The sequence below is a fragment of the Nocardiopsis endophytica genome, assembly GCF_027706725.1.
In the GTDB taxonomy this organism is placed as follows: Bacteria; Actinomycetota; Actinomycetes; order Streptosporangiales; family Streptosporangiaceae; genus Nocardiopsis_A; species Nocardiopsis_A endophytica.
In genome coordinates this window covers 57,332-84,244 of the sequence record NZ_JAQFWQ010000018.1, presented here as the reverse complement: position 1 = coordinate 84,244, position 26,913 = coordinate 57,332, and the positions used below count along the sequence as shown (strand labels likewise).

Sequence of the window (26,913 nt, the reverse complement as noted above, 5' to 3'; positions counted from 1 at the left end):
GGCTTATCGTGTCCGTTTTAACCCCGGGTTCCCCGAGATCATCGCGGAGGGGGCCGTCCGGGCGGTGCATACCGGGCATAACGGGCAGCGGGCGAGAGGGCCGAGCATCCCGTGTCGTGGAATCGACGCTTTTGGGCTGATTGGGCGTCGGTTTTACGACACAGGATGACCCCAGGGTGCCCGAGGTGCCCGGAAGGCGGGTTCCGGTCGAGTCCATACCGGCACTGCGCCCGCTTTGTCCGGTTTCCGGGGTGCCGGGACCCCTCCTGCGCCCTGTTCGACGCCCGGGGCGGACCGGCGGGCGGCGAGCGTGTGCGTCCATCGCGATACCAGAACGCGATTCGGTTCCAGTGGGGCCCTAAACAGCACTCGGGGGCCGTTTGTTGGGCCCGGTGTCACTGTGTGTAGCCGATATCGGCCCATCGTGACCCGAGGGTGCGCGGCCGGAGCGTCCGGGTAGCTGCACGGCGGCCCCGGGCGGTGCTCCGGGGAGCGCAAACCGACATGAACCGGGCGTCGCGCTCCCGAATCCCGTTCTGGTACGGCAGTGTCCGTCGTCCCGGGGCCTTCATGGGTGTCGCGGAGCGCGCTCCCTGCTCCCTCCTGGCCTTAACGCGGAGTGTTTGACCAGGTCGCAGGGTCGCGGGGGTTCGCTTGGCGTGCCCGGAGGGCATCTCGGGTGACGGAGGGCGCGAACCCTGCCCGCCGCACCGCCTTCCGGGACCATCCGGGGGCCTGTCGGACGGCAGGCAGGGCCGGGGAACCGCCCCGCTGTCTCTGTCGCTGCCCATTGCGGTGACCATCCGCACGCCCGCCGCCCGACAGTGCTGCGGCGTGGGCCGCTGACATTCGTCGTCGCCGCCCTTCGACCTCACACTCCGTCGACCCGCCGCCCGGGCGGGATCCTGAAGCGGGGTACCTGCTCAGCCGCCCGGCCACCCGGACCGCGAGCGACCGGACGGACGGCAGGCGGGGCCGGGGAACCGCCGAGCTTCTGCCGTCGCCGCCGGATCCGGTGATCGTGCACACGCCTGTCGGCCGACGACGCTGCGGGAAGGGTCGCCGACCTTCGTCGTCGCTGCCCCGCGACCTCACGCTCCGCCAGCCCGCCGCCCGGCCGGAATCCTGAAGTGGGGGACCTGCTGTGCCGCCCCGTGTCGTCGTCGGCTGAACGTCCCGCGAATTCTCTGCCGCTTCTCTGCCGCTACGGCCTCGCCGGTCTCGGGATGGACAGGGTGGGCGTCGCTCAACGAAACGGACAAACAGACAGATGTCGGGCGCATGGGAATCTGCTTCGGGATCGTTACCGACGGCTGATCCCGGGAAAGCGGTACCCGGGGGCCTCCAGCCGGAAGCGGCCACCGGGGTGCCCCGGCCGGTTCCGCGGGTGCGGTGACCCTGCGCACGCGGTGCCGGATCGTCGCAGGTGGGAGAGGTGGTCTCCGGAGGGGGCGGGAGTGCCGCCGGGGCGCCCGCGCCGGTGCCCTCCGGGTGCGCCCGGATCCGGTGCCGATCCGGTCGCGCAATGCGGCCGTGACGCAACCCCCGATATCCCAGATGCTCTAAGGTGGGTCCGGCAATCGCTGCCCGGCCCCGCGGCGTGCCGCTGCCGCCTCGCGGTCGACCAGCCCCAGCGCGATCCCCGGACCGGCGCCGTGCATGGGCTGTGTCCGTCACCCCGATCGAGGCGCCGCAGGCGCGGAGGACCGGGCCCGACATGAGGAGTGGATTTGATCGCGCTGACGCTCGATCGGATCGCTGAGATCACCCGAACCCGGATACGCGGATCCGCGCGCCCGGACGCCACCGTGACCGGCCCGGTCGTCGTGGACTCCCGGCAGGCCGGTCCAGGCTCGCTGTTCGTGGCGCTCGGCGGGGAGCGCGCCGACGGCCACGACTTCGCCGGCGCCGCCGTCGCCGCGGGCGCCGCGGCCGTCCTCGGGTCCCGGCCGGTCGAGGCGCCGCAGTTGCTGGCCGACGGCGGCGACGACGGGGTCGTGGCCGCGCTCGGGCGGCTGGGCCGCGCGGTCGCCGACGGCGTCACCGCCGCGGGGGCCGACATCGTGGGGGTCACCGGATCCTCCGGCAAGACCACCACCAAGGACCTGCTCGCCCAGGTGCTCGGGGGGCTCGGCCCCGTCGTGGCCCCGGCCGGCTCGTTCAACAACGAGATCGGCCACCCGCTGACCGTGCTGCGCGCCGACGAGGGCACCCGCTTCGTGGTCCTGGAGAAGGCCGCGCGCGGCATCGGCCACATCGCGCACCTGTGCACCATCGCGCCCCCGCGCATCGGCGTGGTGCTCAACGTCGGCAGCGCGCACATGGGCGAGTTCGGCGGACGCGAGGCGATCGCGCAGGCCAAGGGCGAGCTGGTGGAGGCGCTGCCCGCCGCCGACGAGGGCGGCGTGGCCGTGCTCAACGCCGACGACGACGCCGTGCGCGCCATGGCCTCCCGCACCGCCGCCCGGGTGGTGACCTACGGCCGCGGCGCCGACGCCGACGTGCGCGCCCGCGACGTGGAGCTGGACGGCGCCGGGCGGGCCCGGTTCACCCTGGAGATGAACGGCGGCAGCGCCCCGGTGCGCCTGGCCGTCGTCGGCGAGCACCAGGTGCACAACGCGCTCGCCGTCGCCGCCGTGGCCGCCGAGTTCGGCATGGACGCCGCGGCCGCCGCCGAGGCGCTGGCCCAGGCCGGCCCGCTGAGCCGCTGGCGCATGGAGGTCGACGAGCTCGACGACGGCACCACCGTCGTCAACGACGCCTACAACGCCAACCCCGAGTCCATGGCCGCGGCCCTGCGCACGCTGGGCGCGATCGCCGAGCGGCGCCGCTCCTTCGCGGTGCTGGGCGCCATGGCCGAGCTGGGCGGCGAGGCGCGCGGGGCGCACGAGGAGGCCGGCCGCCTGGCCGCCTCCCTGGGCGTCGACGGGCTGATCGTGGTCGGGCAGGAGGCCGCCCCCATCGCCGACGGGGCGGCGGGGACCGCCGGCTGGCACGGGGAGGCCGTCGCCGTCCCCGACGCCGCCGGCGCGGTCGAGGCGCTGCGCACGCGCCTGCGGCCCAAGGACGTCGTCTTGGTGAAGGGATCGCGCGTGGCCGGGCTGGAGAAGGTCGCCGAGAAGGTGGCCGAGGGGCTTACCGCGTCGGGGAAGGACGCCCAGTGAGCAATATCCTCATCGCAGCGGCGATCTCCCTGGTCATCTCCATGCTGGTGATGCCGCCGCTGATCCGGATCCTGTTCCGGTTCAAGTTCGGCCAGGAGGTCCGCGACGACGGCCCCGAGGGCCACAAGACCAAGCAGGGCACGCCCACCATGGGCGGCATCGTCATCATCCTGGGCGCGGTGCTGGGCTACTTCGGCTCGCACCTGGCCCTGATGACCCGGCCCACCGTCTCCGGCCTGCTGGTGATGTTCCTGTTCGTCGGGATGGGCTGCGTCGGCTTCCTCGACGACTTCATCAAGATCTACAAGCGCCGCAGCCTGGGCCTGCGCAGCGGCGCCAAGATGCTGGGCCAGACCGTCATCGGCGTGGGATTCGCCTACGGGGTGACCAAGTTCCCCAACGGCTACGGCTACACCCCCGCCTCGCCCCAGCTGTCGTTCCTGCGCGACTTCGGGCCGCCGCTGTGGATCGGCATCTTCGTGATCTGGGCGCTCTTCCTCATCGTCGGCTTCTCCAACGCCGTCAACCTCACCGACGGCCTGGACGGGCTGGCCACCGGCGCCACCATCCTCACGCTGGTCTCCTACGTGATCATCGGCAACTGGCAGCTCCGCCAGAGCTGCAGCGAGGCGCTGCTGTCGCCCAACTGCTACCCGGTGCGCGACCCCCTCGACCTGGCGGTGGTGGCCGCCGCGGGGCTGGGCGGCTGTATCGGCTTCCTGTGGTACAACGCCCCGCCCGCCAAGATCTTCATGGGCGACACCGGCTCGCTGGCCCTGGGCGGCCTGGTCGTGGGCCTGGCCATCACCACCCGCACCCAGCTGCTGCTGCTCGTCATCGGCGGCCTGTTCGTCCTCATCACCGCCTCGGTGATGCTCCAGGTCAGCTCGTTCCGCCTGACCGGCAAACGGATATTCCGGATGGCGCCCCTGCAGCACCACTTCGAGCTCAAGGGGTGGGCGGAGACGACGATCGTCATCCGGTTCTGGATCATCCAGGGCCTGCTGGTGGGCACCGGTATCGGCCTGTTCTACCTGGAATGGATGCCGAGGTAGCCGATGTCGGACGGATTCGAGGTGGGCCTGCGCGGCAGGCGGGTGTGCGTGGCCGGGCTCGGCGTGTCCGGCCCGCCGGTCGCCCGCGCCCTGCTGGACCGCGGGGCCGAGGTGACGGTGGTCGACGGCCGCGACGACGCGGCCTCCCGCGAGGCCGCCGAGGCGCTGCGCGCCGCCGGCGCCCGCGTGGTGCTGGGCTCGGACGCCCTGCCCGAGGGCACCGGCCTGGTGGTCACCTCCCCGGGCTGGCGCCCGGACGCGCCGCTGCTCACCGAGGCGGCCGCCGCCGGGGTCGAGGTGATCGGCGACGTCGAGCTGGCCTGGCGGCTCAGGCCCGACGAGCAGGTGTGGCTGGCGGTCACCGGGACCAACGGCAAGACCACCACCGTACGGATGCTGGAGGCGATGCTGCGCGCCGACGGGCGCGACGCCTTGGCCGTGGGCAACGTGGGCACCCCCGTGGTGGACGCGGTGCGCCCCCGCCCGGACGGGACCGTCCCGGAGGTGCTGGCGGTCGAGCTGTCCAGCTTCCAGCTGCACTGGTCGAACTCGCTGCGCCCGCACGCCGCCGCCGTCCTCAACGTCGCCCCCGACCACCTGGACTGGCACGGCGGGTTCGACGCCTACGCCGAGGCCAAGGGCCGCATCTACGCGCGCGGCACGGTGCGCGTGGCCAACACCGCCGACGAGCACTCGGTGCGCCTGGCCGAACAGGGCGACCCGCACACCCCGCTGGTCGGGTTCGGCTCCGGCACCCCGCGCCCCGGGGAGCTGGGCGTGGTGGAGGACCTGCTGGTGGACCGGGCGTTCGTCGACGACCCGGTGCACACCGCCGAGGAGCTGGCCGCGCTGGGCGACGTGCGCCCGGCCGCGCCGCACCAGGTGGCCAACGCGCTCGCGGCCGCGGCCCTGGCGCGCGCGGCGGGCGTGGCGCCCAAGGCGGTACGGGAGGGGCTGGCCGCGTTCGGCCCGGAGCCGCACCGCATCGCCCCCGTGGCGACCGTGGACGGCGTGCTCTACGTCGACGACTCCAAGGCGACCAACGCCCACGCGGCAGGGGCCTCGCTCGCGGCCTACGACCCCGTGGTGTGGATCGCCGGAGGCCTGCTCAAGGGCGCCGAGGTCGACGGCCTGGTGCGCGCGGCGGCGCCCCGCCTGCGCGCCGCCGTCCTGCTGGGGCAGGACCGGGCCGAGCTGCGCCGCGCGCTGGCCGAGCACGCCCCCGGGGTCGAGGTGGTGGAGGTCGCCGAGACCGGCGACGACGCCATGGACCGCGTGGTGGCCGAGGCCCGCGCGCTGGCCCGGGAGGGCGACACGGTGCTGCTGGCGCCCGCCGCGGCGTCGATGGACATGTTCGCCAACTACAACGTCCGCGGGGACCGCTTCGCCGAGGCGGTCCGCCGGTTGCAGGGCTGACCCGCCGAGCGGGCCGCGCCCCGTAGCGACCCTCCACCGCGCCCGGAGCCCGACAGGCTCCGGGCGCGGCGCCGTTCCGGGTGCGCGATCAGCGCCAGACCCCGCTGAGCCGGTCCGAGGGCATTCCGGTGCGGCCCCCGCCCCCGATCCGGTCCGTCCCGGGCTGTCCGATGGCTCCCCATGCGGCCCCTTCGCCCGTCCTGCTCGCCTGTGTGGGAGAAAAGAACCCCAACACGCGCGTTATGTCCGACGCTTGCGCCACCGTTGCCGCCAGACTTGTTCGACGCTGGGAAAGTGTGTCGCGGCGGAGGTGGCGTATGGCGGTGGTGCCTCGCGGGGGAGCACCCGGGAAGAAGAAGGCGGCGCCGGCCCGGCCGCCGGGCGGCCGCCCGGCGGCCGGGCCGCGCGCCTCGTCCGGGGGCGGGGGCGCCGCAGGCGGCGGGAACTGGCTGCGCGAGCTCGGGCGCCGCCCGCTGACCTCCTACTACCTCATCTTCGGCAGCAGTGCCATGCTCATCGCCCTGGGCCTGACCATGGTGCTGTCCTCGTCGATGGTCGACTCCTTCACCGAGACCGGCTCGGCCTACAGCCTCTTCCAGAAGCAGGTCGCCGCCGCCGCCGTGGGCCTGCCGCTGATGGTGCTCGCCTCGCACATGCCCATGCGGTTCTTCCGCGCCCTGGGCTACCCCGCCATGCTCGTCTCCGTCGCCCTCCTGGTCCTGACGGTCTTCAAGGGCGAGGAGTACAACTCCGGCGCCATGCGCTGGCTGGAGATCGGCGGGGTGACGATCCAGGCCTCCGAGCCGGCCAAGCTCGCCTTCGCCCTGTGGGGCGCCGGGGTGCTCGCCCGCAAGGAGGAGCTGAAGGAGCTCAAGGAGTGGCGCCAGCTCCTCTTCCCGCTGATGCCCGGGTGCGCCGTGCTCGTGCTGCTCGTGCTGCTCGGCACCGACCTGGGCACCACCATGGTGCTGCTCACCATCTTCCTGGCGCTGCTGTGGGTGGTGGGCGCCCCGGGCCGGCTGTTCGTGGGCATGATGGGCCTGGTGCTCACCCTGGTGGGGATCATGGTCGCGGTCGAGCCGTTCCGCATGGCCCGCGTGACCTCCTTCCTCAACCCCGAGTCCGACCCCAGCGGCTCCGGCTTCCAGCTCATCCACGGGCTCTACGCCCTGGGCACCGGCGGCCTGTTCGGGGTGGGCATCGGCGGCAGCCGGGAGAAGTGGGGGTTCCTGCCGCACCCGGAGAGCGACTTCATCTTCGCCATCATCGGCGAGGAGCTGGGGCTGGTCGGCACCCTGGTCGTCGTCGGACTCTTCGGCGTCCTCGGCTACGCTGGGCTCCGCGTCGCGTCGCGGGTCGACGACCCCTTCGTGCGCCTGGCCGCGACCTCGCTCACCGCCTGGATCGTGCTGCAGGCCATGGTCAACATCGGCACCGTCATCGGCGTCCTGCCGGTGACCGGCATCCCCCTGCCGCTGGTGTCGGCCGGAGGGTCGTCGCTGATCCCGACCCTGCTCGGCCTGGGCGCGCTGCTGGCCATGGCCAAGACCGAGCCGGACGCCCGCAGGGCCCTGGCCGCGCGCGGTCCGGGCCGGGTGGAAAGGGCTCTAAGCTGGCTGGGCCTGGGCACCGCGATCGAGCGGCGCGACGGCGACCACGGGCAGGTACAAGCGAGGAGGAATCGGCGACGATGAGGGTAGCCCTCGCCGGAGGCGGCACGGCCGGGCATATCGAGCCCGCGCTCTCCCTGGCAGACGCGCTGCGGCGGATCGACCCCCATACCCAGGTGATGTGCCTGGGCACCGAGCGGGGACTGGAGACCCGGCTGGTGCCCATGCGCGGGTACGAACTGGGGCTCATCCCGGCCGTCCCCCTGCCCCGGCGGCTCACCCCCAAGCTGCTGCAGGTGCCCGGCAAGCTCGCCGGGGCCATCAGCGCCGCGGGCGACCGCCTGGACGAGCTCCAGGCCGACGTGCTCGTCGGCTTCGGCGGCTACGTGGCCACCCCCGGCTACCTGGCGGCGCGGCGCCGCCGCATCCCGATCGTCATCCACGAGGCCAACCCGCTGCCCGGGCTGGCCAACCGGCTCGGCGCGCGCCTGACCCCGCACGTGTACACCGGCCACCCGCACACCGAGATCCGCAACGGCCGCTTCATCGGCATTCCGCTGCGCGAGCAGATCTCCACCCTCGACCGGCTGGCCATGGGCGACAAGGCGCGCGCCCACTTCGGCCTGCGCTCGGACCTGCCCACCCTGCTGATCTTCGGCGGCTCCCAGGGCGCCCAGGCGGTCAACGAGGCCGCCTTCCAGGCCCAGCCCGCCCTCACCGCCGCCGGGGTGCAGGTTCTGCACGTCGTGGGCCCCAAGAACGCCGACGAGCCCCAGGACCGCACCCAGGACGGCGTGCCCTACGTCGTGGTCCCCTACGTGGACCGGATGGACATCGCCTACGCCGCCGCCGACATGGCCATGTGCCGTTCGGGCGCCATGACCTGCGCCGAGCTGACCGCCGTCGGGCTGCCCGGCTGCTTCGTGCCGCTGCCCATCGGCAACGGCGAGCAGCGCCTCAACGCCGAGCCCGTCGTCGACGCCGGGGGCGGCCTGTTGGTCAACAACGCCGACCTGAGCGCGCGCTGGATCACCGAGCAGCTCATCCCCGTGCTCACCGACACCGACCGGGTCGTGGCCATGTCCGAGGCCGCCTCCCGGATGGGCCGCCGCGACGCCGACATGGAGCTGGCCCGCGAGGTCATGGCCATCGCCCGCGGCGACCGCCCCGCCGACGACGGCTCGGTGCCCGATGACGACGACGATGACGACGGCGCCTACGTCGACGACGGGAAGGACGCCCGATGAGCCTGGTGCCGCCCACCGAGCCCCTCCGCCCGGAGGAGATGGGCCGGGTCCACTTCGTGGGCATGGGCGGTGTCGGCATGTCCGGCATCGCCCGGGTGCTGCTGCAGCGCGGCAGCGCCGTCTCCGGCAGCGACGCCAAGGACGGCCCGCTGCTGCACGAGCTGGAGGAGTTGGGCGCGCGGGTGCACGTGGGGCACGACGCCGCCCACGTCGGCGACGCCGACACCCTGGTCGTCTCCTCCGCCGTGCGCGAGGACAACCCCGAGCTGGCCGAGGCCCGCCGCCGCGGCCTGCGCGTCCTGCCGCGCGCCGCCGCCCTGGGCAGCCTGCTGCTGGGCCGTCGCGGCGTGGCCGTGTCCGGCACCCACGGCAAGACCACCACCACCTCCATGCTCACCACGGTGCTGCAGGAGCTGGGGGCCGAGCCCGGCTACGTCATCGGCGGGCGGCTGACCACCACCGGCCTGGGCGCCGACGCCGGGGGCGGGGACGTCATCGTCGCCGAGGCCGACGAGAGCGACGGCTCCTTCCTCATGCTCTCCCCGGAGATCGCCGTGGTCACCAACGTCGAGGCCGACCACCTGGACAACTACGGCGGCCTGGACGAGATCCACGCCAACTTCGCCGCCTTCACCGGGCGGGTGGGGCGCACCGTGGTCGTGGGGGTCGACGACCCCGGCGCCCGCAAGGTCGCCGAGACCGCCCGCGACCGCGGCCTGCGCGTGGTCACCTACGGCGAGGCGCCCGAGGCCGACTTCCGGGTCGGCGGCATCCGCGCCGAGGGGTTCTCCACCCGCTTCACCCTCACCCCGCCCGGCGGCGAGCCGCTGGAGTGCGCGCTGGCCGTGCCCGGTCCGCACAACGTGCTCAACGCGGCCGCGGCCGTCGCCGTCGCCGACGAGCTGGGCCACGACCCCGAGGTCGCGGTGGAGGGGCTCGCGCACTACACCGGCGCCGCCCGCCGCTTCGAGCCCAAGGGCGAGGCGGCCGGGACGGCGGTCTACGACAGCTACGCCCACCACCCCACCGAGATCGCGGCGGACCTGCGCGCCGCCCGCGCCGCCCTGGACTCGCGCGCCGACGGCGACGGGGCCCCGGCGCGCGTCGTGGCGGTGTTCCAGCCCCACCTGTACAGTCGCACCCGGATCTTCGCGGCGGAGTTCGGCGAGGCGCTCACCCTGGCCGACGAGGCGGTGGTGATGGAGATCTACGGGGCCCGCGAGGACCCCGAGCCGGGCGTCACCTCGGCCCTGATCACCGACGGGATCGGCCACGGCCGGGTGCACCGCCCCGCCACGCACGGCGAGGCGGTGGCGGCCGCGGCCGCCCTGGCCCGCCCCGGCGACATCGTGCTGACCATGGGCGCCGGGGACGTCACCGAGCTCGGGCCGCGGATCGTCGCGGCCCTGGAGGAGCGCGGCGCCTGAGACGGCGCCCGCCCGGGGCCGCCGGCCAGGTCGTGGGAGGGAAGGTGCTTCGGTGGCACGCGGCGCGGTCGTCGGCGGTGCGGGGACCGGTGGATCGGGGGCCGGCGGGTCGGCGCCCGACGGGGCCTCCGGGGAAGGCGGACCCGCGCCCGGCGGCGCGGGCGGCCGGAAGGGCGGCCGCGGGGGCACGGCCCCCCGCTCCGACCCGTGGAAGGCCGCCTTCATCGTCCTGCTGATCGTGGCGCTGCTGGCGGTGGTGACCTGGGTGCTGCTGGGGTCGCGGCTGCTGGTGGTGCGCGAGGTGCGGGTCGCCGGCCTGGAGCGGATGGACCGCGCCGAGGTCGTGCGGGCGCTGGCGGTGCCCACCGGCACCCCGCTGGCCCGCGTCGACACCGAGGCGGCGGCCGGGCGGGCCGAGCGGCTCCGCCTGGCCGAACGGGTCGAGGTGGAGCGGTCCTGGCCCGCGGCGCTCACCGTCCGGGTGACCGAGCGCGAACCGCGCCTGGCGGTGCGCGCCGGCGACGGCTTCCGCCTCGTCGACCACGACGGGGTGCGCATCGAGGACACCGACACCCGCCCCGCCGCCTACCCGCTGGCCCAGGTCCGCGGCGAGGTCGAGGGCAACCCCGGGGTGGCCGCGGCGGCCTCGGTCGCCGAGGCGCTGGACGGGTCGCTGTCCGGGACGAAGGCGCGTGTCACCGCCATCGACGCGCGCGACCCCGACTCCATCACGGTGGAGCTCGACGGGGGAGCGTCGGTGGAGTGGGGCGACGCCGAGGACGGGGCGCGCAAGGCCCGGGTGCTGGAGGTCCTGGTGGGCGAGCACCCGCCGGCCCCCGACCGGGTCTACGACGTCAGCGCCGCCGACATGGCGGTCGTCGGCTGACGGCGGGCGCGCGGGGGCGGCGCCCCGGTCACCGCCGGGACACGGGGGTGACACGCTCCGGACACGGCCGGCGGGCGTCGGCGGGACATTCCAGACGCGACGCGCCGGGACGGCGCATCGCTTCCGGAGCCGACACGCCGTTAGGCTGAACACCTGGTTGGTTGCCCGTCGGGAGGCCGCGGCCTACTGTCGGGAGGCGGACCATGGTTGACATAAGTATGGACTCGAACCGATAGGGGCGAAAGTCCCGTAGGCCCCGGGGAACCGGGGCCGGGGGCCCACCCCCCGGGCGGTCCGGCCGGCGGCGGCCGGCACGGGGCCGCCGCACGAAAGACTGTAGAACCGGACACCGGTCGGCCCGACCCGCGGTCGGGGAGCGCGGCGCAGGCCGCGGTCGCCGACGACTCGGACGCGACCGGCCGATGCGAGCGGAAAGGCCCCTCGTCGTGGCAGCACCGCAGAACTACCTCGCGGTCATCAAGGTCGTCGGTATCGGCGGCGGCGGCGTCAACGCCGTCAACCGGATGATCGAAGAGGGACTCAAGGGCGTCGAGTTCATCGCCATCAACACCGACGCTCAGGCGCTGCTCATGAGCGATGCCGACGTCAAACTGGACGTCGGCCGCGAGCTGACCCGGGGACTGGGCGCCGGGGCCGACCCGGACGTGGGCCGCAAGGCGGCCGAGGACCACCGCGAGGAGATCGAGGAGGTCCTCAAGGGCGCCGACATGGTGTTCGTCACCGCGGGGGAGGGCGGCGGCACCGGCACCGGCGGCGCGCCCGTGGTCGCCAACATCGCCCGCTCGCTGGGGGCGCTGACCATCGGCGTGGTCACCCGGCCCTTCGGGTTCGAGGGCAAGCGCCGCGCCACCCAGGCCGAGTCGGGGATAGCGATGCTCCGCGAGGAGGTCGACACCCTCATCGTCATCCCCAACGACCGTCTGCTGTCCATCTCCGACCGCCAGGTCAGCGTGCTGGACGCGTTCAAGGCCGCCGACCAGGTGCTGCTCTCCGGTGTCCAGGGCATCACCGACCTGATCACCACGCCGGGCCTGATCAACCTGGACTTCGCCGACGTCAAGTCGGTCATGCAGGGGGCCGGGTCGGCGCTGATGGGGATCGGATCGGCCCGCGGCGACGACCGGGCGGTCGCCGCCGCCGAGATGGCCATATCCTCGCCGCTGCTGGAGGCCAGCATCGACGGGGCGCACGGGGTGCTGCTGTCCATCCAGGGCGGCTCGGACCTGGGCCTGTTCGAGATCAACGAGGCGGCCCAGCTGGTGGCCAACTCCGCGGCGCCCGAGGCCAACATCATCTTCGGCGCGGTGATCGACGACGCCCTCGGCGACGAGGTGCGCGTCACCGTCATCGCCGCCGGGTTCGACGAGCCGCGCACCGAGGCGCCTGGCCCGCCGAGGGCCGCCGCCGCGGCACCGCCGCCCGAGGTCGAACGGAGGCCGGACCCGGCGCCGCGCGCCGAGCCCGCGCCGCGGCCCGAGCCGGCCGCGCGGCCGGAACCGGCCGCCGCCGAGCCCGCGCCGCGCCAGGAGCCCGCCCCCCGCCCCGAGCCCGAGCAGGCGGCCCGTACCGCCCCGGAGCCGGTCCGCGAGGAGCGCGCCCCCGAGCCGGAGCCCGAGCCCGAGGCCGAGCAGGCGCCGCGCGCCGAGCCCGCCGCGCGGCCGGAACCGGCCGCGGAGGAGGAGCCCGAGCCGGAGCCGGAGGAGGAGGCCCGCCCCCGCGGGATCCACGCGGTCGGCGAGAACGGCCCCCGCCGCACCGGGACCGACGGGTTCTCCCGCCCGGGCGAGGTGCCCACCCCGCGGCGCCGGGTCATCTTCGACGACCCCGACGACCTGGACGTGCCCGACTTCCTGAAGTGAGGGCCGGGGCGCGCGCCCCGGCCCCCGCGGCCACCGGCCGGACCACGCGTACCGGCGGCGGGATGCCCCGCCGCCGGTACGCTTTTTCGCGTCCAGGAGCACCACCCCCAGGCACCAGGGAGGGCCATGAGCGCCGCATTCGAGCTGGCACCCGGCGTACTCGCCGGATTCACCGGCCGCTACGACGGAGGGGTCAGCGCTCCGCCGTTCGACACCCTCAACCTGGGCGCCGGGGTGCCCGACGAGCGGGCCGCCGTGGAGGAGAACCGCCGGGCCGCCGCCGCCCGCCTCGGGTTCGACCACACCCGGGTGGTGTGGATGGACCAGGTGCACAGCGCCGACGTCGCCGTCGCCGAGGAGCCGGGGACGGCCGGGCGGGTGGACGCGGTGGTCACCCGGCGCGAGGACCTGGTGCTGGCCGCGCTGGCCGCGGACTGCCTGCCCATCGTCGCCGCCGACCCCGGCGCCGGGGTGATCGGCGCCGCCCACTCGGGCCGGGTGGGCACCATCAAGCGGGTCGCCCCCGCGCTGGTGGAGGAGATGGTGCGGCAGGGGGCCGAGGCCGGGCGGATCACCGTCGCGCTCGGGCCCTCCATCTGCGGCCGCTGCTACGAGGTGCCCGGGCACATGCGGGACGAGCTGGCGGCGCACACCCCGGAAGGGGCCTCGGCCACCCGCGAGGGGACCCCTGCCGTGGACATGCGGGCCGCTGTCGAGGCCCAGCTCCGGGCGGCCGGAGTCGGCCATGTCACGGTGGACGGGCGGTGCACCTACGAGAGCCCCGACCTCTTCTCCCACCGGAGGGAGGCCCCCACGGGCCGGCTGGCCGCCTACGTGTGGCGGGCCTGAGGGGCCGGTCCGCATCCGTATCCGGGGGGATGGGGACGGGATACGTACGACCGGCCGGGTGCGGGCCCGGCGATGGGCCCCGGAAGACGCCGCCGACCAGGGCGGACGAGCACGACGAGCGGAAAGAGCGATGACAGCGGAGAACGGCGGACGAGCGGAGCGGGCGCGGGACGGCGAGGCGGACGCGCGGCGCCGCACCATCGCCGCCAACCTGGAAGCGGTGCGCGAGCGCGCCGCCGCGGCCTGTGAGAAGGCGGGGCGGCCGCCCTCCGATGTGACGATCATCGCGGTCACCAAGACCTATCCCGCCTCCGACGTGCGCATCCTCGCCGACCTCGGACTGCGCGAGGTGGGGGAGAACCGGGACCAGGAGGCGGCCGGAAAGGCCGCCGAACTCGGTGATCTGCCCCTCACCTGGCACTTCGTCGGGCAGCTGCAGACCAACAAGGCGCGCTCGGTCGCGCGCTATGCCGACGTGGTGCACTCGGTCGACCGGGCGCGCCTGGTCGGCGCGCTCGGCGCGCGGGTGCGCGCCGAGGGGCGCGGCCTGACCTGCCTGGTCCAGGTCAACCTGGACGCCGGTTCCCAGGCGGGGGTCATCGGCCCGCGGGGCGGCGCCGACCCGCGCGACGCCCTCGGCGTCGCCGACCTCATCGCCGCCGAGGAGGGGCTGGAACTGGGCGGCGTGATGGCCGTCGCGCCGCGCGAAGGCGACCCGGGCGCGGCGTTCGCCCGGCTCGGGGCGGTCGCGGCCGGGATCCGGGATCGCTACCCTCGGGCGAAGGTGATATCCGCGGGCATGAGCGGGGACATGGAGACCGCCATCGAACACGGCGCGACACACCTGCGGGTGGGTACGGCGTTGCTCGGTGATCGGGGTCCGAACGTGGGGTAATGTCCCCACATGGACCTTGGCGCCCATCTGTCGAATTCGCCCGCAGCGCGGGGATCGGCGGACCCGGGCGGACTCAGAGAAGTCTTCTGCGGTGCCGCACCACAGGGACGACGGAGGACATGAGATGGCCGGCGCTATGCGCAAGATGGCGGTCTACCTCGGCCTCGTGGAGGACGACCGCTACGATCACCGCTATGCGGACGAATACGATGACTTCGACGACTTCGAAGAGGGCGTCGAGGACCGGCGGGAGCGGGAGACCGACCCGCATGGCGGCGATCTGCGCGCCGACCTCGTGAACGACGGCGAGGACCGGAGCCCGCTCCCGGGCGGGACGGGCGAGCGGCGCGCCTCGGCGGCGACGGCCATGGCCGACCTCGCCCGGATCACCACGCTCCATCCGCGCACCTACAACGAAGCGCGTACGATCGGAGAGCACTTCCGGGAGGGCACCCCGGTGATCATGAACCTGACCGAGATGGTCGACAGCGATGCCAAGCGGCTGGTCGACTTCGCGGCGGGGCTGATCTTCGGGCTGCACGGGAGCATCGAGCGCGTGACCAACAAGGTGTTCCTCCTGTCACCGGCTAATGTTGAGGTGACCGCTGAAGACAAGGCACGGATCGCCGAGCGGGGCTTCTTCAACCAGAGCTAGACCACCACGGCTGTACACAGATTGGGTCGGGGAACGACCGTGAGCATCGTCCTGTACGTACTCCTCCTCCTGCTGAACCTCTTCATGCTGGTGCTGATAGGGCGGCTGGTGTTCGAACTCGTGCAGTCCTTCGCCCGGTCGTGGCGCCCCTCGGGCTTCTCCCTGGTGCTCGCGGAGAGCGTCTACACCATCACCGATCCGCCGCTGAAGTTCCTCCGGCGGTTCATCAAACCCGTCAGGTTGGGGAGTGTGGCACTGGACCTGAGCTTCACCGTCCTCTTCCTCTTCGTGGTGATCCTCATCCAGATCGTGCGGTACGCCATGTTCACGACCGCGACCGCGTGACCGCCCGGCCGGAGCCCTGTCAGGGCGCCTGTCGGAAAGGCATACATGTCGGACGGGTAAGCTCCGGTTCCGATATGTGGTCTTGGTCATGATCCGGATTGCCGTAAGGTCACGATCAGGTAGCGTCCCTACGGACGGAGTCCAAGCGCGCCAAGGAGACGAACATGCCGCTGACACCCGCGGATGTGCGGAACAAGCAGTTCAGTACCACCCGGCTACGGCCGGGCTATGACGAAGAAGAGGTCGACGCCTTCCTCGACGAGGTGGAGTCCGAGCTCGACCGGCTGATCCAGGAGAACGAGGAGCTCCGGGGCAAGCTGGCCGAGTGCCTGCGGGGCAAGGTGCCCAACGCCGGCATGCAGGACTTCCAGCAGCAGCCGCAGGAGCAGATGCAGCCGGAGCCGCCGCAGCCGCCGCAGCCCGAGCCCGCTCCGGCCCCCGCGCCCGCGCCCGCGCCGCAGGCGGTCGAGCAGCAGCTCCCCGCGATGGCCGCGCAGATGGGCCTGCCGGGCTCGGAGGAGAACATGGACACCGCCGCGCGTGTCCTGGCCCTCGCCCAGCAGACCGCCGACCAGGCCATCTCCGACGCCCGCCGCGAGGCCGACGAGACCCTGGGCCGCGCCCGCCACGAGGCCGACGACATCCTCGGCAAGGCCCGCCGCCAGGCCGAGCAGATCGTCAACGAGGCCCGCGCCCGCTCCGAGAACCTGGACCGCGACGCCCAGGAGCGCCACCGCCAGGTCATGGGCTCGCTGGTGCAGCAGCGCGAGGAGCTGGAGCACAAGGTCGCCGAGCTGAAGGACTTCGAGCGGGAGTACCGCAGCCGCCTGAAGGACTACTTCGAGCGCCAGCTGCGCGAGCTCAACGAGGGCGGCCAGGAGCCCAGCGGCGCCCCGGCCAACCCGAACACCACCGGCGGCTTCCAGACGATGTCGGCGCCCACCGGTGCGGGCCCGGCCCTGCAGCACGGCGGCCCGGCGGCTCCGGCCGGCGGCAACCCGTTCGCCCAGCAGCAGCCCGAGCCGGCGCCGCACGGCGGATTCCACCCGGGCGAGGCCCCGCACGAGCGCCGCTGAGCGCGGCCGCGGGCCACAGCGCCCACCACCGACGGAACCACCAGTAAAGGCCCACTCGACCAGTGTTGATCCTCGGCAGTCTCGTCGCCCTGACGGCGGCCCTGCTCCTCATCGCGATCGCCGTGCTGCTCGCCCAGGTGAGCCTGGTGTACATCGCACTGGCCCTCGGCGGCGCCGGCGCGGTGCTGCTGATCGCCGAGGCGGTGCGCAGCCGCCGGGAGCTGGGAATCACCGAGGCGGGATCGAGGGTCGCGACGGCGGTGCGAGGCGCCCGCGGACAAGCGGGTGCACGGACGGACGGATTGGGGAAGGCGTCCGTCCCCACCGCGGTCGGCCCGGGCCGGCCCCCAGGGGCCGTCGGCCCGACCCCGCCCCCCGGGGCGGCCGGTACGGGCCCGGGCACCGGAGCGGTCGGCGACGACCGGCCCTCCGGAGCGACACGGGAGGATCGAGAGGCGTCCCAGGGTTCCGTGGCCGCCGCGACGGCGGCCGCCGCCACCACGGCGGCGGCAGCGGCGGCCGTTCCCGGCCAGCGATCGACCGAGGCCCCTGATCCCGGCCCGGCGGCGCAGGACGGAGCGGATGCGCCTTCCTCACCCACCACCCCCCGACCCCCCGAGACGTCACCCGGCGGCGGAGGCGATACCCCGTCCGCCGGACACGAGGCACCGGCCGCCGACGAGGAGCCTGTAGAGGTCCCCGTCGAGGACACCGTCGAGGACCCCGTCCGCACCGGCTCCCACCCGACCCCGCCCGAGGGTGCGGGGCAGGAGCGGCCGGAGGCCGGGGACGAGGCCCCAGCGGCGGCGGACGAGCCGCCTGTGCCGAACGATGCCCCTGTGGCGGATGAGGCGCCCGTGCCGAACGAGGCACCCGAGGCCGCCCCTGCCACGGATGAGGCCGTGCCCGCCGCAGACGAGCCGGAGGCGGCCGAGAGCGCGGCTGCCACAGGGCGCCCGGAGGCCGAGACCTCCGACAGCGCCGAGGCCGATGAGCCTGCCGACGCCTTCGACGGGACGCCCGGTGCTGAGGCCTCCACGGCCGAGGAAGGCGGGGCCGAGGCCGAGGGCGCTGTCACCGTCGACGACGGGCAGAGCGCCGGGGAGGCCGTCGAGCCCCCGGAGCCCGAGCCCCTGCCCGCCCTCGAAGAGGAGCCGGAGGCAGAGGCGGCCCAGAAGACGGAGTCCGCGGTCGAGTCCGATGACGAGACTCCCGCTGCCGATCCCGAAGCCGATACGGCAGACGAGCCGGAGGAGACCGGCGACGTCCCGGCCGAATCCCGCGCAGAGGACCCGGACGAGCCGTCCTTCGCGGAGTTCGTCGAAGGCCTCAAGCACAAGGGCTCGGGCGAGTAGCCACCCGGAAGGGGAGCGAGCCGCCTCGCCCACGGCGGCTCCGGAAGGATCGAGGGCGCCTGAAGGTCGTCACACCCTCGCTCTAGGGTCTCGGCGTATCCAAAAGGAACGACGCTGAGGAGAGACGGGTGGCACGGCACACTCCGCCCCGGCCGGTGGACGTTGGGGAACTGTTCCCGGAATTGAAGCCGTGGCGCACCACGGCGATACGGCTGCACCCGCGCAGCGGCGCCCCGTCCGCTCACGATAGTTCGGTCGGAGGGCCCCTGCTCTGGCCGGCCGACGAGCCGTGGCCCTCCTGTTCCGGGGAGCACTCCCCGGACTACGACGATGACCCGGATGAGGACGAGGTGCCCCTGGTGCCCGTCGTTCAGGTCCGCCGAGCGGATGCGCCCGGGCTGCCTTTCCCCGAAGGGCGCGACCTCCTGCAGGTCCTCTGGTGCCCTTACGTCCACGGCGAGGCCGGTTCTCCGTTGCCCCGTGTCCATTGGCGCAGCGCCGATGATGTGGGCGACGTGCGGACCGGCCCGCCCCCGGACGATTCGGCCCTGGAGGACCACGTTCCCGACCCCTGCGCCGTCCACCCGGAAACGGTGACGGAGTACCCCGGATGGGATCTGCCGGAGGAACTCAAGGACGCGCTGAAGGAGCGGTTCGAACGGCTGGAGGATGAGCAGGGCTGGGAGTACATGAGCCACCTCGCCGAGGCGCCGGGAATCAAGCTGGGCGGCTATCCGAGCTGGACCCAGGACCCGGACTGGCCGGACTGCCAGGCCTGCGGCCGCCGGACGGAGCACCTGCTCACCGTGGCGAGCTGGGAGTTCGACGGCGGTTCCTGGCACACCTGGCTCCCCGTGGAGGACCGCCCCGCCGATCCGGATGCGGACGTTTTCACCACCGAACCGGCGAGTTCGGCACAGGACGCCGCCGGAGTGATGCTGGGGGACGTGGGCGGCCTCTACATCTTCGAATGCCGGGCCTGCCCGGGCCGCCCGATCGAGTACCGGTTCGACTGCTCATAGGCGCCTGAGCGCCGCCCCTGCGTCGTTGATCTCGGGAAAAGCGCCCCTAAAACCGGCCCGGAAGCGTCGTTTCCCCCGAGATCAACGACGAGCACACCCGCCTGTCCGCGCGGACTCCAAGGGTGGGCCCCGTCCGGCGGTGCCGGGCGGGGCCCACGTCATGGATGACCGGTCGGCTCGGCGGTCAGGCCTTGCGGATCCAGACGGTCACGCCGAACTCCTCGGAGGTGACCGCGTGGTGGCCCTCCTCCTTCGGGGCCTCCTCCACCTGGGTGAACGTCGTGGCCAGCACCTCGCCGGAGATGGACTCGGCGTGCTCGGCCAGGGCCCACTCGGTCTGCGGGTCGGACGCCGACCACGCCAGCTCGATCCTGTCGGAGATGTCCAGGCCGCTGCTCTTGCGGGCGTCCTGCACCAGCCGGACCACCTCGCGGGCCAGCCCCGCCCGCTGCAGCTCCGGGGTCAGCTCCAGGTCCAGGGCCACCGTCTCGCCGTTCACGGTGGACACCGCCCACCCCTCGCGCGGCTGCTCGGTCACCAGCAGCTCATCGGCGCTGATCTCCACCGGTTCGCCCTCGACCTGCACGTGCGCCCAGCCGGTCCCGCGCACCTGCTCGACCAGCTCCTTGGCGTCGGCGGCGCCGATCGCCTGGGCCACCAGCGGGGTCCGCTTCGCGAACCGCTTGCCCAGCGCCCGGAAGTTCGGCTTGACCGTGTACTCCACCAGGTCGCCGCCGACCGAGGACAGCGCCTCCAGCGACCCCACGTTGAGCTCCTCGGTGATCTGCGCCCTGAGCTGCTCGGGCAGCCCGTCGAACCCGCGGGCCCCCACCAGGGCGCGCCCCAGCGGCTGCCGGGTGCGCACCGCCGAGTCCACGCGGGCCGCCCGGCCCAGCTCCACCAGCCGCCGCACCAGCGCCATGTCCCGGGACAGCCCCTCGTCCACCAGCGCCGGGTCGGCCTCGGGCCAGTCCGCCAGGTGCACCGACTCCGGCGCGCCCGGGCGGCGCAGCGCCGCCCACACGTGGTCGGTCAGGAACGGCACGATCGGCGCCAGCACCGTGGTCAGCGTCTCCAGCGTCTCGTAGAGCGTGGCGAAGGCCGCCGCGCCCTCCGGGGTGGAGGCGCCCGCCCAGAACCGGCGGCGGGACCGGCGCACGTACCAGTTGGACAGGTCGTCGATGAACGCGGTCAGGCGGCGGCCCGCCCCCGCGGTGTCGAAGTCCTCCAGTGCGGCGTCCACGTCGGCCACCACCTGGTTCAGCTCCGACAGCAGCCACCGGTCCAGCAGCGGCCGGTCCGCCGGGGCCGGGGCCTCGGCCAGGCGCTCCGGCGACCAGCCCTCACCGGCGTTGGCGTACAGCGTGAAGAACGACGCCGTGTTGTAGTAGGTCAGCAGGACCTTGCGGACGATCTCCTCGAGCGCGGCGTGCCCCACCCTGCGGGCCGCCCACGGCGAGCCGCTGGCCGCCATGAACCAGCGCAGCGCGTCGGCGCCGTGCCGGTCCATCACCGGGATCGGCTCCAGCACGTTGCCCAGGTGCTTGCTCATCTTCCGGCCGTCCTCGGCCAGGATGTGCCCCAGGCAGACCACGTTCTCGTAGGAGGACCGCCCGAACACCAGGGTGCTGACCGCCATCAGCGAGTAGAACCACCCGCGGGTCTGGTCGATGGCCTCGCAGATGTACTGGGCCGGGAAGTTCTCCTCGAAGACCTCCTCGTTGCGGTGCGGCGCCCCCCACTGGGCGAACGGCATCGACCCCGAGTCGAACCAGGCGTCGATGACCTCCGGCACCCGGTGGGCCTGGGCCCCGCACTGCGGGCAGTCCAGCACTACGTCGTCCACGTAGGGCCGGTGCGGGTCCAGCGCGCTCAGGTCCCGCCCCGCGAGGTCGCTCAGCTCGGCCAGCGACCCGACCACCGTCGTGTGCTCGTCGGCGCACAGCCACACCGGCAGCGGCGTGCCCCAGTACCGGCTGCGCGACAGCGCCCAGTCGATGTTGTTGCGCAGCCACTCCCCGTAGCGCCCCTCCTTGACGTTCTCGGGGTACCAGTTGGTGGCCGCGTTCTGGGCGAGCAGCTCGTCCTTGATCTCGGTGGTGCGCACGTACCAGGACGGGACCGCGTAGTACAGCAGGGCGGTGTGGCACCGCCAGCAGTGCGGGTAGCTGTGCTCGTACCCCTGCACCCGGAACATCAGGCCGCGCCCGGTCAGGTCCTCCACCAGGGCCGCGTCGGCCGTCTTGAAGAACACCCCGCCGACCAGGTCCAGCCCGTCCTCGAAGGTGCCGTCGGCGCGCACCGGGTTGACCACCGGCAGGCCGTAGGCGCGGGCGACCGCCATGTCGTCGGCGCCGAACGCGGGCGCCTGGTGCACCATGCCGGTGCCGTCCTCGACGGTGACGTAGTCGGCCAGCACCACGTAGTGCGCCGGGGCGTCGAAGTCCACCAGCTCGAAGGGGCGCTGGTAGGTCCAGCGCTCCATCTCCCCGCCCTCGAAGCGCTCCCCGGTCGGCGTCCAGCCCTCGCCGAGCACCTTCTCGAACAGGGGCTCGGCGATGAGCAGCCGCTCGGTGCCGTCGGTGGCCACGACGTAGGGCACGTCCGGGTGCACGGCCACCGCCGTGTTGGACACCAGCGTCCACGGGGTGGTGGTCCACACCAGCAGGGAGGTGGGGCGCTCGGGGGAGGCCAGCGGGCCCGAGGTGATGGGGAAGCGCACGTACACCGAGGGGTCGGTGACCGTCTCGTAGCCCTGGGCCAGCTCGTGGTCGGACAGCGTGGTGCCGCAGCGCGGGCAGTAGGGGCTGATCCGGTAGTCGCGGACCAGCAGGCCCTTCTCGTGGATCCGCTTGAGCGCCCACCAGACCGACTCCACGTACTGCGCGTCCATGGTGCGGTACGGGTCGTCGAGGTCGACCCAGTAGCCCATGCGCTCGGTCATCTCGGTGAAGGCGTCCACGTGCCGCAGCACCGACTCGCGGCACCGCGCGTTGAACTCGGCGACGCCGTACTCCTCGATGTCCTTCTTGCCGCTGAGCCCCAGCTCCTTCTCCACGGCCACCTCGACCGGCAGGCCGTGGCAGTCCCAGCCGGCCTTGCGGTCGACCCGGTGGCCCTTCATGGTCTTGAAGCGGGGGAAGACGTCCTTGAAGACGCGGGCCTCGACGTGGTGCACGCCGGGCTTGCCGTTGCCGGTGGGCGGACCCTCGTAGAAGACCCAGTTCGGGCCGTCCTTGGTCTTGTCGAGGGAGCGCTCGAAGACCTTCTGCTCGGACCAGCGCTTCAGTACCTCGTGCTCCACCGCGGGCAGGTCGATCTGCGCGGGGAGGGCGGGGAAGGGCCGGGAGCGGGAGGCGGAGGGTTCTTCTGCTGGCGCTGTCACGTGGCTGCCCTTTCCATCAGGGGTGCGGTCCTGATGGAGGGACGAGGCGCGGGCCCCGCGGTACCACCCTCCTTGGGAGCGCGTGCGCTCCCCGCTTCGTTCGCTGCGTGCCGGTTCTACTGAGCCCTGCGGGGCCGTTCCTCCGGCGGCTCAGGGGTGATCTTCCCGCCGGTCATGCCCCCGGGCTCCCACCGTCCCCGGGTCGCTCTGGGCTGTGCTCCGCGCGGTACTCGTCCCCGTCGTCGCCCTGCTGTGGTGTCGAGGATAACGCAACCGGCCCGCCGCTCCGACGCGATTTCCGCGGGCGCGTCCGGGCGTGCCCGGACGCCTTCGGGAGGGGAGTGCGCGGTGCCCGACGGGGACCCGGGCATACTGGCGCACGGCCGTGCGCAGGGGCCGCCCGACGGGTGCGGCCGGCGGGTGCGGCCGAGCGCGGGACGCGATGGCACGCGACGACACGTGATGACACGAGCGAGGAGAGGAACCGGATGGCCGACACGCAGAGCGGCGCGACGTCCGAGGGGCGGGTGCTGGTCACGCTGCCCGACCGGGAGGACGCCGAGGAGCTGGCCGAGCAGCTCCAGGACCAGGGCTACGAGCCGTGCGCGGTGCACCGGGACATGCTCGCGGGCGAGGACGACGCCGAGGACGTCGACTGGGTGATCGTGGTGGAGGTGGGGCCGCACGGAGGGCCGGCCGTGTTCGACGAGCCGCACCTGTCCCGCCTCGCCGAGGACTACGGGGGCTTCGCCGCGGCCGAGTAGCGGGCTCGGCCCTGCACACCGCCGCGGTGTCTCCCGGACGCCCCCTGGGGCGCGCCGCCGCCGCGCCCTTCGCGCGCCGACCCCGCCCCCGGGCTGACCCCGTCCCCGGCCGACCCCGGCCCCGGGCCGACCGCCCCCAGCGAATCGGACGAGGCGAACGGGGGAACAACAAAGGGGAAAGAGGCGGTGATTCCGTGGAACGCCGTGGTTCATTGCTTCGCCGACCCCGGCCGCCTAAGCTACCCGGCATTGTGCGGCAATCCCCCGAATCGGCGGCGTTTGCGCACGTCGGCGGGGGTGTACGACGGGGGCGGCCGGGGGCGGCCGCCCGGATCTGAAGCGGGGGCCTGAAGGTGACGTCCACATCGGCGGACACATCGGCGGAGCGGTCGAGCGGCGGAACGGACCACGGGAACCGCGGGGGACGGCGCGAGGAGGGCGACGTGAGCGCAGCGAAGCTGCCGCCGGCGCGCACCGGGGAGGAGCCCTGGACCACCGGGGAGCTCGCCGAGGTCCGCGGGTCGCTGGAACAGGAGATCGCGCTGCTGCGCGAGAAGATCGCCGACACCGAGTCGGAGCTGGCCGAACAGCTCACGGACGCGGTGGCCAACGCCGGGGACGACCCCACCGATACCGGGGCGAAGGCGTACCAGCGCGAACACGACCTGGCACTGGCCTACAATAGCCGTGACCTGCTCGCGCAGAGCGAGCGGGCGATCGCACGGATGGACGCGGGCACCTACGGGGTGTGCGACTCCTGCGGCCAGGCGATCGGCAAGGCCCGCCTCCAGGCATACCCGCGCGCCCTGCTGTGCGTGGCGTGCAAACAACGCGAGGAGCGTCGCTGACTGACGTTGAGCCCTCCGGGGACGGACAAAGGACGGTGAACGGATCCGCCGCGACCAAGCCGCGGCGGTTCGTTCTTGTGGCGGTGGTGGCCGCGGTCGCGCTGGCCCTGGACTACGCCACCAAGGAGATCGTGCTGGCGCGCTTCGCCCCCGGGGAGAGCGTCGCGGTCGTGGGGGACCTGCTCCGGTTCACCCTGGTGTTCAACCCGGGGGCGGCCTTCTCCATCGGCACCGGCATGACGTGGGTGTTCAGCCTGATCTCGATCGGTGTGGTCGTTTACATCGCGGTCATCGCCCGGCGCCTGCGCAGCCTGGCCTGGGCGCTGTCGCTGGGGCTGATCCTGGGCGGCGCCGCCGGGAACCTCATGGACCGGCTCTTCCGGCCGCCGGGCCCACTGCACGGGCACGTGGTCGACTGGATCCAGCTCCCCAACTGGCCGGTGTTCAACCTGGCCGACTCCAGCCTGGTGGTGGGCAGCGCCCTGGCGGTGGTGCTGGCCTTCCGCGGGGTGAACATCGACGGCACCCGCGAGGGCGACAAGGCCGGGGACGGGACCGGGGACACGGACGAGGCCGCAGGGACGGACGCCGCCGGCCCCGGGGCCGGGGAGTCGGGCACGGCCGGGGAGGCGGACGGCGCCGACGGGCCCGCCCAGGCCGGGACGGACCGCGGCGCCGCCGGACGCGACACGGGAGAGGGGGAGAAGAGGTGACCGACCACCGCAGCATGCCGGTGCCGGACGGCCTGGAGGGCGACCGCCTCGATGCCGCGATGGCGCGGCTGTTCGGGCTGTCCCGCACCCGCGCCGCCGAGCTCATCGCCGACGGAAACGTGCGCGTCGACGGCGCCGAGGCCGCCAAGTCCGACCGCGTCGCCGCGGGGGCCTGGCTGGAGGTCACCCTCCCCCCGCCGCCCTCGGCCCCCACGCCCCGGCCCGAGCCGGTGCCGGGGCTGCGCGTCGTGCACGAGGACGGCGACATCGTCGTCGTCGACAAGCCCATCGGCGTGGTCGCCCACCCCACCGTGGGCTGGACCGGCCCCTCGGTCCTGGAGGGCCTGCTGGCCATGGGCGTCCAGCTCACCACCAGCGGCGCCGCCGAGCGCCAGGGCATCGTGCACCGGCTGGACGCCAACACCACCGGCCTGATGGTGCTCGCCAAGAGCGAGGCCGCCTACTCGGTGCTCAAGCGCGCCTTCAAGGAGCGCACGGTCGACAAGCGCTACCACACGCTGGTGCAGGGCCACCCGGACCCGCTGCGCGGCACCGTGGACGCCCCCATCGACCGCCACCCCTCCGGCGACGGGCGCTTCGCCGTGGTCGCGGGCGGCCGGCCGTCGGTGACCCACTACGACACCATCGAGGCGTTCCGCGCGGCCAGCCTGTTGGAGATCAAGCTGGAGACCGGCCGCACGCACCAGATCCGCGTGCACATGTCGGCGCTGCGCCACCCCTGTGTGGGGGACCGGCTGTACGGGGCCGACCCGACCCTGGCCGAGCGGCTGGGGGTGGCCCGACAGTGGCTGCACGCGGTGCGGCTGGGCTTCGACCACCCGACCGAGGGGCGGCCGGTGGAGTTCGAGAGCCCCTACCCGGACGACCTGGCCGCGGCGGTCGAGAAGCTGCGCGACGAGTAGGGCCGCGCGCCGCGTCGGACTGGGCGACGACGCGTGGTCCCGTGCGCCGCGTCGGGCCGCACGCCCTGGGCCCCAGGGCCCGGGGCGCCGGTCTCGACGCGGCCGGACCGTTCCGCCGGACCGTCCCGGTGGTCACCCCACCACCGAAGATCTCACCCCTTGGACGTCGGACGGCTCACAACATCTTCGCATGCGGCGTTGGCGGGGTTAGCATCACTTCATGCTGAGCGTGGATCGAATGCGCGTCCTACACGCCATCGCCGCCAACGGATCGCTCACCGGGGCCGCTGAGGAGCTCCGGGTCACCAACTCGGCCGTCTCCCAACAGCTGAGCAAGCTGGAGCGGGAGGTCGGCCAGCCCCTTGTCGAGCGCAACGGGCGCGGGATCCGGCTCACCGAGGCCGCCGAGGTGCTGGTCGAGCACACGGGGCAGATCCTCTCCCTGGTCCGCCAGGCCGAGGCCGACCTGGAGGCGCACCGCGACGCGGTCATCGGGCACCTGCGCCTGGCGTCGATCGCGACCGCCGCGCGCGGCCTGGTGCCGCACGCCCTGGTGTCCCTGAAGGAGTGCCACCCCCGGCTCGCCGTGGAGCTGGTCGAGCAGGAGCCGGACGACAGTATCCCGGCCGTGAGCAGGGGCGACGCCGACATGGCGGTCGTGGTGGACTGGACGGGGGCGCCGCTCCCGCTGCCGCGCGGGATGGAGCGCACCCCGCTGATGGAGGACATCGCCGACCTGGCGCTGCCCTCCGGGCACCCGCTGGCGCACCGCGGGCTGGTCGCGCTGGACGAGGTGGTGGACCTGCCCTGGATCAGCTGGCCGCGCGGGGGCGCCTGCGGCGAGTGGCTGCACCGGATGATCAGCGAGCAGGGGAGCGAGCCGCGGATCGTGCACACCGCCGAGGAGCACCAGACCAAGCTGGCGCTGGTCGCCGCCGGGTTGGGCGCGGCGGTCATGCCGCGCCTGGGCCGGGGGCCGGTGCCCGAGGGGGTGCGGCTGGTGCAGGTGCAGCCGGCTCTGGTGCGGCAGGTGTACGTGTTCTGGAACGCCGACGCGGCGCGCAGGCCCGCCATCAGCGCGACCGTGCGGGCGCTGCGCGAGGCGGCGATGAACCCGGAGGCGGCCACGGCGTCGGTGCGCGCCTGAGCGGTGGGTCCTCCGCACGACGGGGCGGGGGCGGCCGTCACGGTCCGGGCGTGCGTCCGTAGGGCCCTAGGAGCCGTGGTCGGCCCTGCGGTCGGCCTGTGTCCGGCGACCGCCCGCGTCGGGTGCCCGACTGTGGCCGGAGCCCCGGAGGCGGCCACCGTCGCGGTGGGGCCGCCCGCGCGACGGCTCCCTGCGGACGGAACCGTCACCCCCGCGCGCGATACTGGCCCGTGCCGTCGGTCGCCACGACC

Annotated in this window: 21 protein-coding genes; 20 read left to right on the top strand and 1 reads right to left on the bottom strand. The window is 73.8% G+C overall.

Features of this window, described 5'->3' with window-relative positions; all coding sequences use genetic code 11:
* Positions 1-1,730 precede the first annotated feature (1,730 nt).
* The 15 genes from O4J56_RS08865 to O4J56_RS08795 all read left to right on the top strand — a co-directional run bounded on the left by O4J56_RS08865 (position 1,731) and on the right by O4J56_RS08795 (position 18,882).
* Entirely contained in the window at positions 1,731-3,164 is a 1,434-nt protein-coding gene (locus tag O4J56_RS08865) for a UDP-N-acetylmuramoyl-tripeptide--D-alanyl-D-alanine ligase (RefSeq protein WP_270685042.1), read from the top strand.
* A gap of 41 nt (positions 3,165-3,205) precedes the next feature.
* Positions 3,206-4,219 (top strand): phospho-N-acetylmuramoyl-pentapeptide-transferase, encoded by a 1,014-nt coding sequence (gene mraY / locus O4J56_RS08860; protein ID WP_408639099.1) that lies wholly within the window; start codon positions 3,206-3,208, stop codon positions 4,217-4,219.
* A 3-nt stretch (positions 4,220-4,222) separates the two neighbouring features.
* Complete coding sequence (murD, locus tag O4J56_RS08855; protein WP_270685039.1) at positions 4,223-5,635, top strand: UDP-N-acetylmuramoyl-L-alanine--D-glutamate ligase; 1,413 nt, start codon at positions 4,223-4,225, stop codon at positions 5,633-5,635.
* Between the two features lie 317 nt (positions 5,636-5,952).
* Positions 5,953-7,329: a putative lipid II flippase FtsW gene (gene ftsW, locus O4J56_RS08850; protein ID WP_270685037.1), complete on the top strand. Its 1,377-nt coding sequence runs from the start codon at positions 5,953-5,955 to the stop codon at positions 7,327-7,329.
* Entirely contained in the window at positions 7,326-8,492 is a 1,167-nt protein-coding gene (gene murG / locus O4J56_RS08845; RefSeq protein ID WP_270685035.1) for an undecaprenyldiphospho-muramoylpentapeptide beta-N-acetylglucosaminyltransferase, read from the top strand. Before ftsW ends, murG begins: the two co-directional genes overlap by 4 nt.
* A complete protein-coding gene (gene murC, locus O4J56_RS08840; RefSeq protein WP_270685034.1) occupies positions 8,489-9,919 on the top strand; it encodes a UDP-N-acetylmuramate--L-alanine ligase in 1,431 nt (476 codons plus the stop codon). Before murG ends, murC begins: the two co-directional genes overlap by 4 nt.
* Positions 9,920-9,971: 52 nt before the next feature.
* Positions 9,972-10,805: a cell division protein FtsQ/DivIB gene (locus O4J56_RS08835; protein WP_270685033.1), complete on the top strand. Its 834-nt coding sequence runs from the start codon at positions 9,972-9,974 to the stop codon at positions 10,803-10,805.
* A gap of 446 nt (positions 10,806-11,251) precedes the next feature.
* Positions 11,252-12,685 carry a cell division protein FtsZ gene (gene ftsZ / locus O4J56_RS08830; protein ID WP_270685032.1) on the top strand — a complete coding sequence of 478 codons (1,434 nt, stop codon included), beginning with the start codon at positions 11,252-11,254 and terminating at the stop codon, positions 12,683-12,685.
* A 126-nt stretch (positions 12,686-12,811) separates the two neighbouring features.
* Positions 12,812-13,534, top strand: coding sequence for a peptidoglycan editing factor PgeF (pgeF, locus tag O4J56_RS08825; protein ID WP_270685030.1), 723 nt, complete (start codon positions 12,812-12,814; stop codon positions 13,532-13,534).
* Between the two features lie 130 nt (positions 13,535-13,664).
* Positions 13,665-14,429 (top strand): YggS family pyridoxal phosphate-dependent enzyme, encoded by a 765-nt coding sequence (locus tag O4J56_RS08820; RefSeq protein WP_270685029.1) that lies wholly within the window; start codon positions 13,665-13,667, stop codon positions 14,427-14,429.
* A gap of 124 nt (positions 14,430-14,553) precedes the next feature.
* Positions 14,554-15,084 (top strand): cell division protein SepF, encoded by a 531-nt coding sequence (locus O4J56_RS08815; protein WP_270685027.1) that lies wholly within the window; start codon positions 14,554-14,556, stop codon positions 15,082-15,084.
* Between the two features lie 39 nt (positions 15,085-15,123).
* The gene (locus tag O4J56_RS08810; protein ID WP_270685025.1) at positions 15,124-15,429 is read left to right on the top strand and encodes a YggT family protein; all 306 of its coding nucleotides are present in this window, start codon (positions 15,124-15,126) and stop codon (positions 15,427-15,429) included.
* A 164-nt stretch (positions 15,430-15,593) separates the two neighbouring features.
* Positions 15,594-16,505 carry a DivIVA domain-containing protein gene (locus tag O4J56_RS08805; protein ID WP_270685023.1) on the top strand — a complete coding sequence of 304 codons (912 nt, stop codon included), beginning with the start codon at positions 15,594-15,596 and terminating at the stop codon, positions 16,503-16,505.
* A 65-nt stretch (positions 16,506-16,570) separates the two neighbouring features.
* A complete protein-coding gene (locus O4J56_RS08800) occupies positions 16,571-17,860 on the top strand; it encodes a hypothetical protein (RefSeq protein WP_270685022.1) in 1,290 nt (429 codons plus the stop codon).
* A gap of 473 nt (positions 17,861-18,333) precedes the next feature.
* A complete protein-coding gene (locus O4J56_RS08795) occupies positions 18,334-18,882 on the top strand; it encodes a YwqG family protein (protein ID WP_270685021.1) in 549 nt (182 codons plus the stop codon).
* A 184-nt stretch (positions 18,883-19,066) separates the two neighbouring features.
* Here the strand turns inward: O4J56_RS08795 and ileS are convergent, their stop codons facing one another.
* Positions 19,067-22,267, bottom strand: a complete 3,201-nt coding sequence (gene ileS / locus O4J56_RS08790) for an isoleucine--tRNA ligase (protein ID WP_270685020.1) — start codon at positions 22,265-22,267, stop codon at positions 19,067-19,069.
* A gap of 488 nt (positions 22,268-22,755) precedes the next feature.
* Here ileS and O4J56_RS08785 point away from each other — a divergent pair, with 488 nt between their 5' ends.
* The 5 genes from O4J56_RS08785 to O4J56_RS08765 all read left to right on the top strand — a co-directional run bounded on the left by O4J56_RS08785 (position 22,756) and on the right by O4J56_RS08765 (position 26,662).
* Positions 22,756-23,031 (top strand): hypothetical protein, encoded by a 276-nt coding sequence (locus tag O4J56_RS08785; protein WP_270685018.1) that lies wholly within the window; start codon positions 22,756-22,758, stop codon positions 23,029-23,031.
* Between the two features lie 443 nt (positions 23,032-23,474).
* Positions 23,475-23,879, top strand: a complete 405-nt coding sequence (locus tag O4J56_RS08780) for a TraR/DksA family transcriptional regulator (RefSeq protein WP_270685016.1) — start codon at positions 23,475-23,477, stop codon at positions 23,877-23,879.
* Positions 23,880-23,914: 35 nt separating this feature from the next.
* The gene (lspA, locus tag O4J56_RS08775; protein WP_270685014.1) at positions 23,915-24,592 is read left to right on the top strand and encodes a signal peptidase II; all 678 of its coding nucleotides are present in this window, start codon (positions 23,915-23,917) and stop codon (positions 24,590-24,592) included.
* A complete protein-coding gene (locus tag O4J56_RS08770) occupies positions 24,589-25,515 on the top strand; it encodes an RluA family pseudouridine synthase (RefSeq protein ID WP_270685012.1) in 927 nt (308 codons plus the stop codon). The genes lspA and O4J56_RS08770 overlap by 4 nt, the downstream gene beginning before the upstream one ends.
* 220 nt (positions 25,516-25,735) lie before the next feature.
* Entirely contained in the window at positions 25,736-26,662 is a 927-nt protein-coding gene (locus O4J56_RS08765) for a LysR family transcriptional regulator (RefSeq protein ID WP_270685010.1), read from the top strand.
* Positions 26,663-26,913 lie beyond the last annotated feature (251 nt).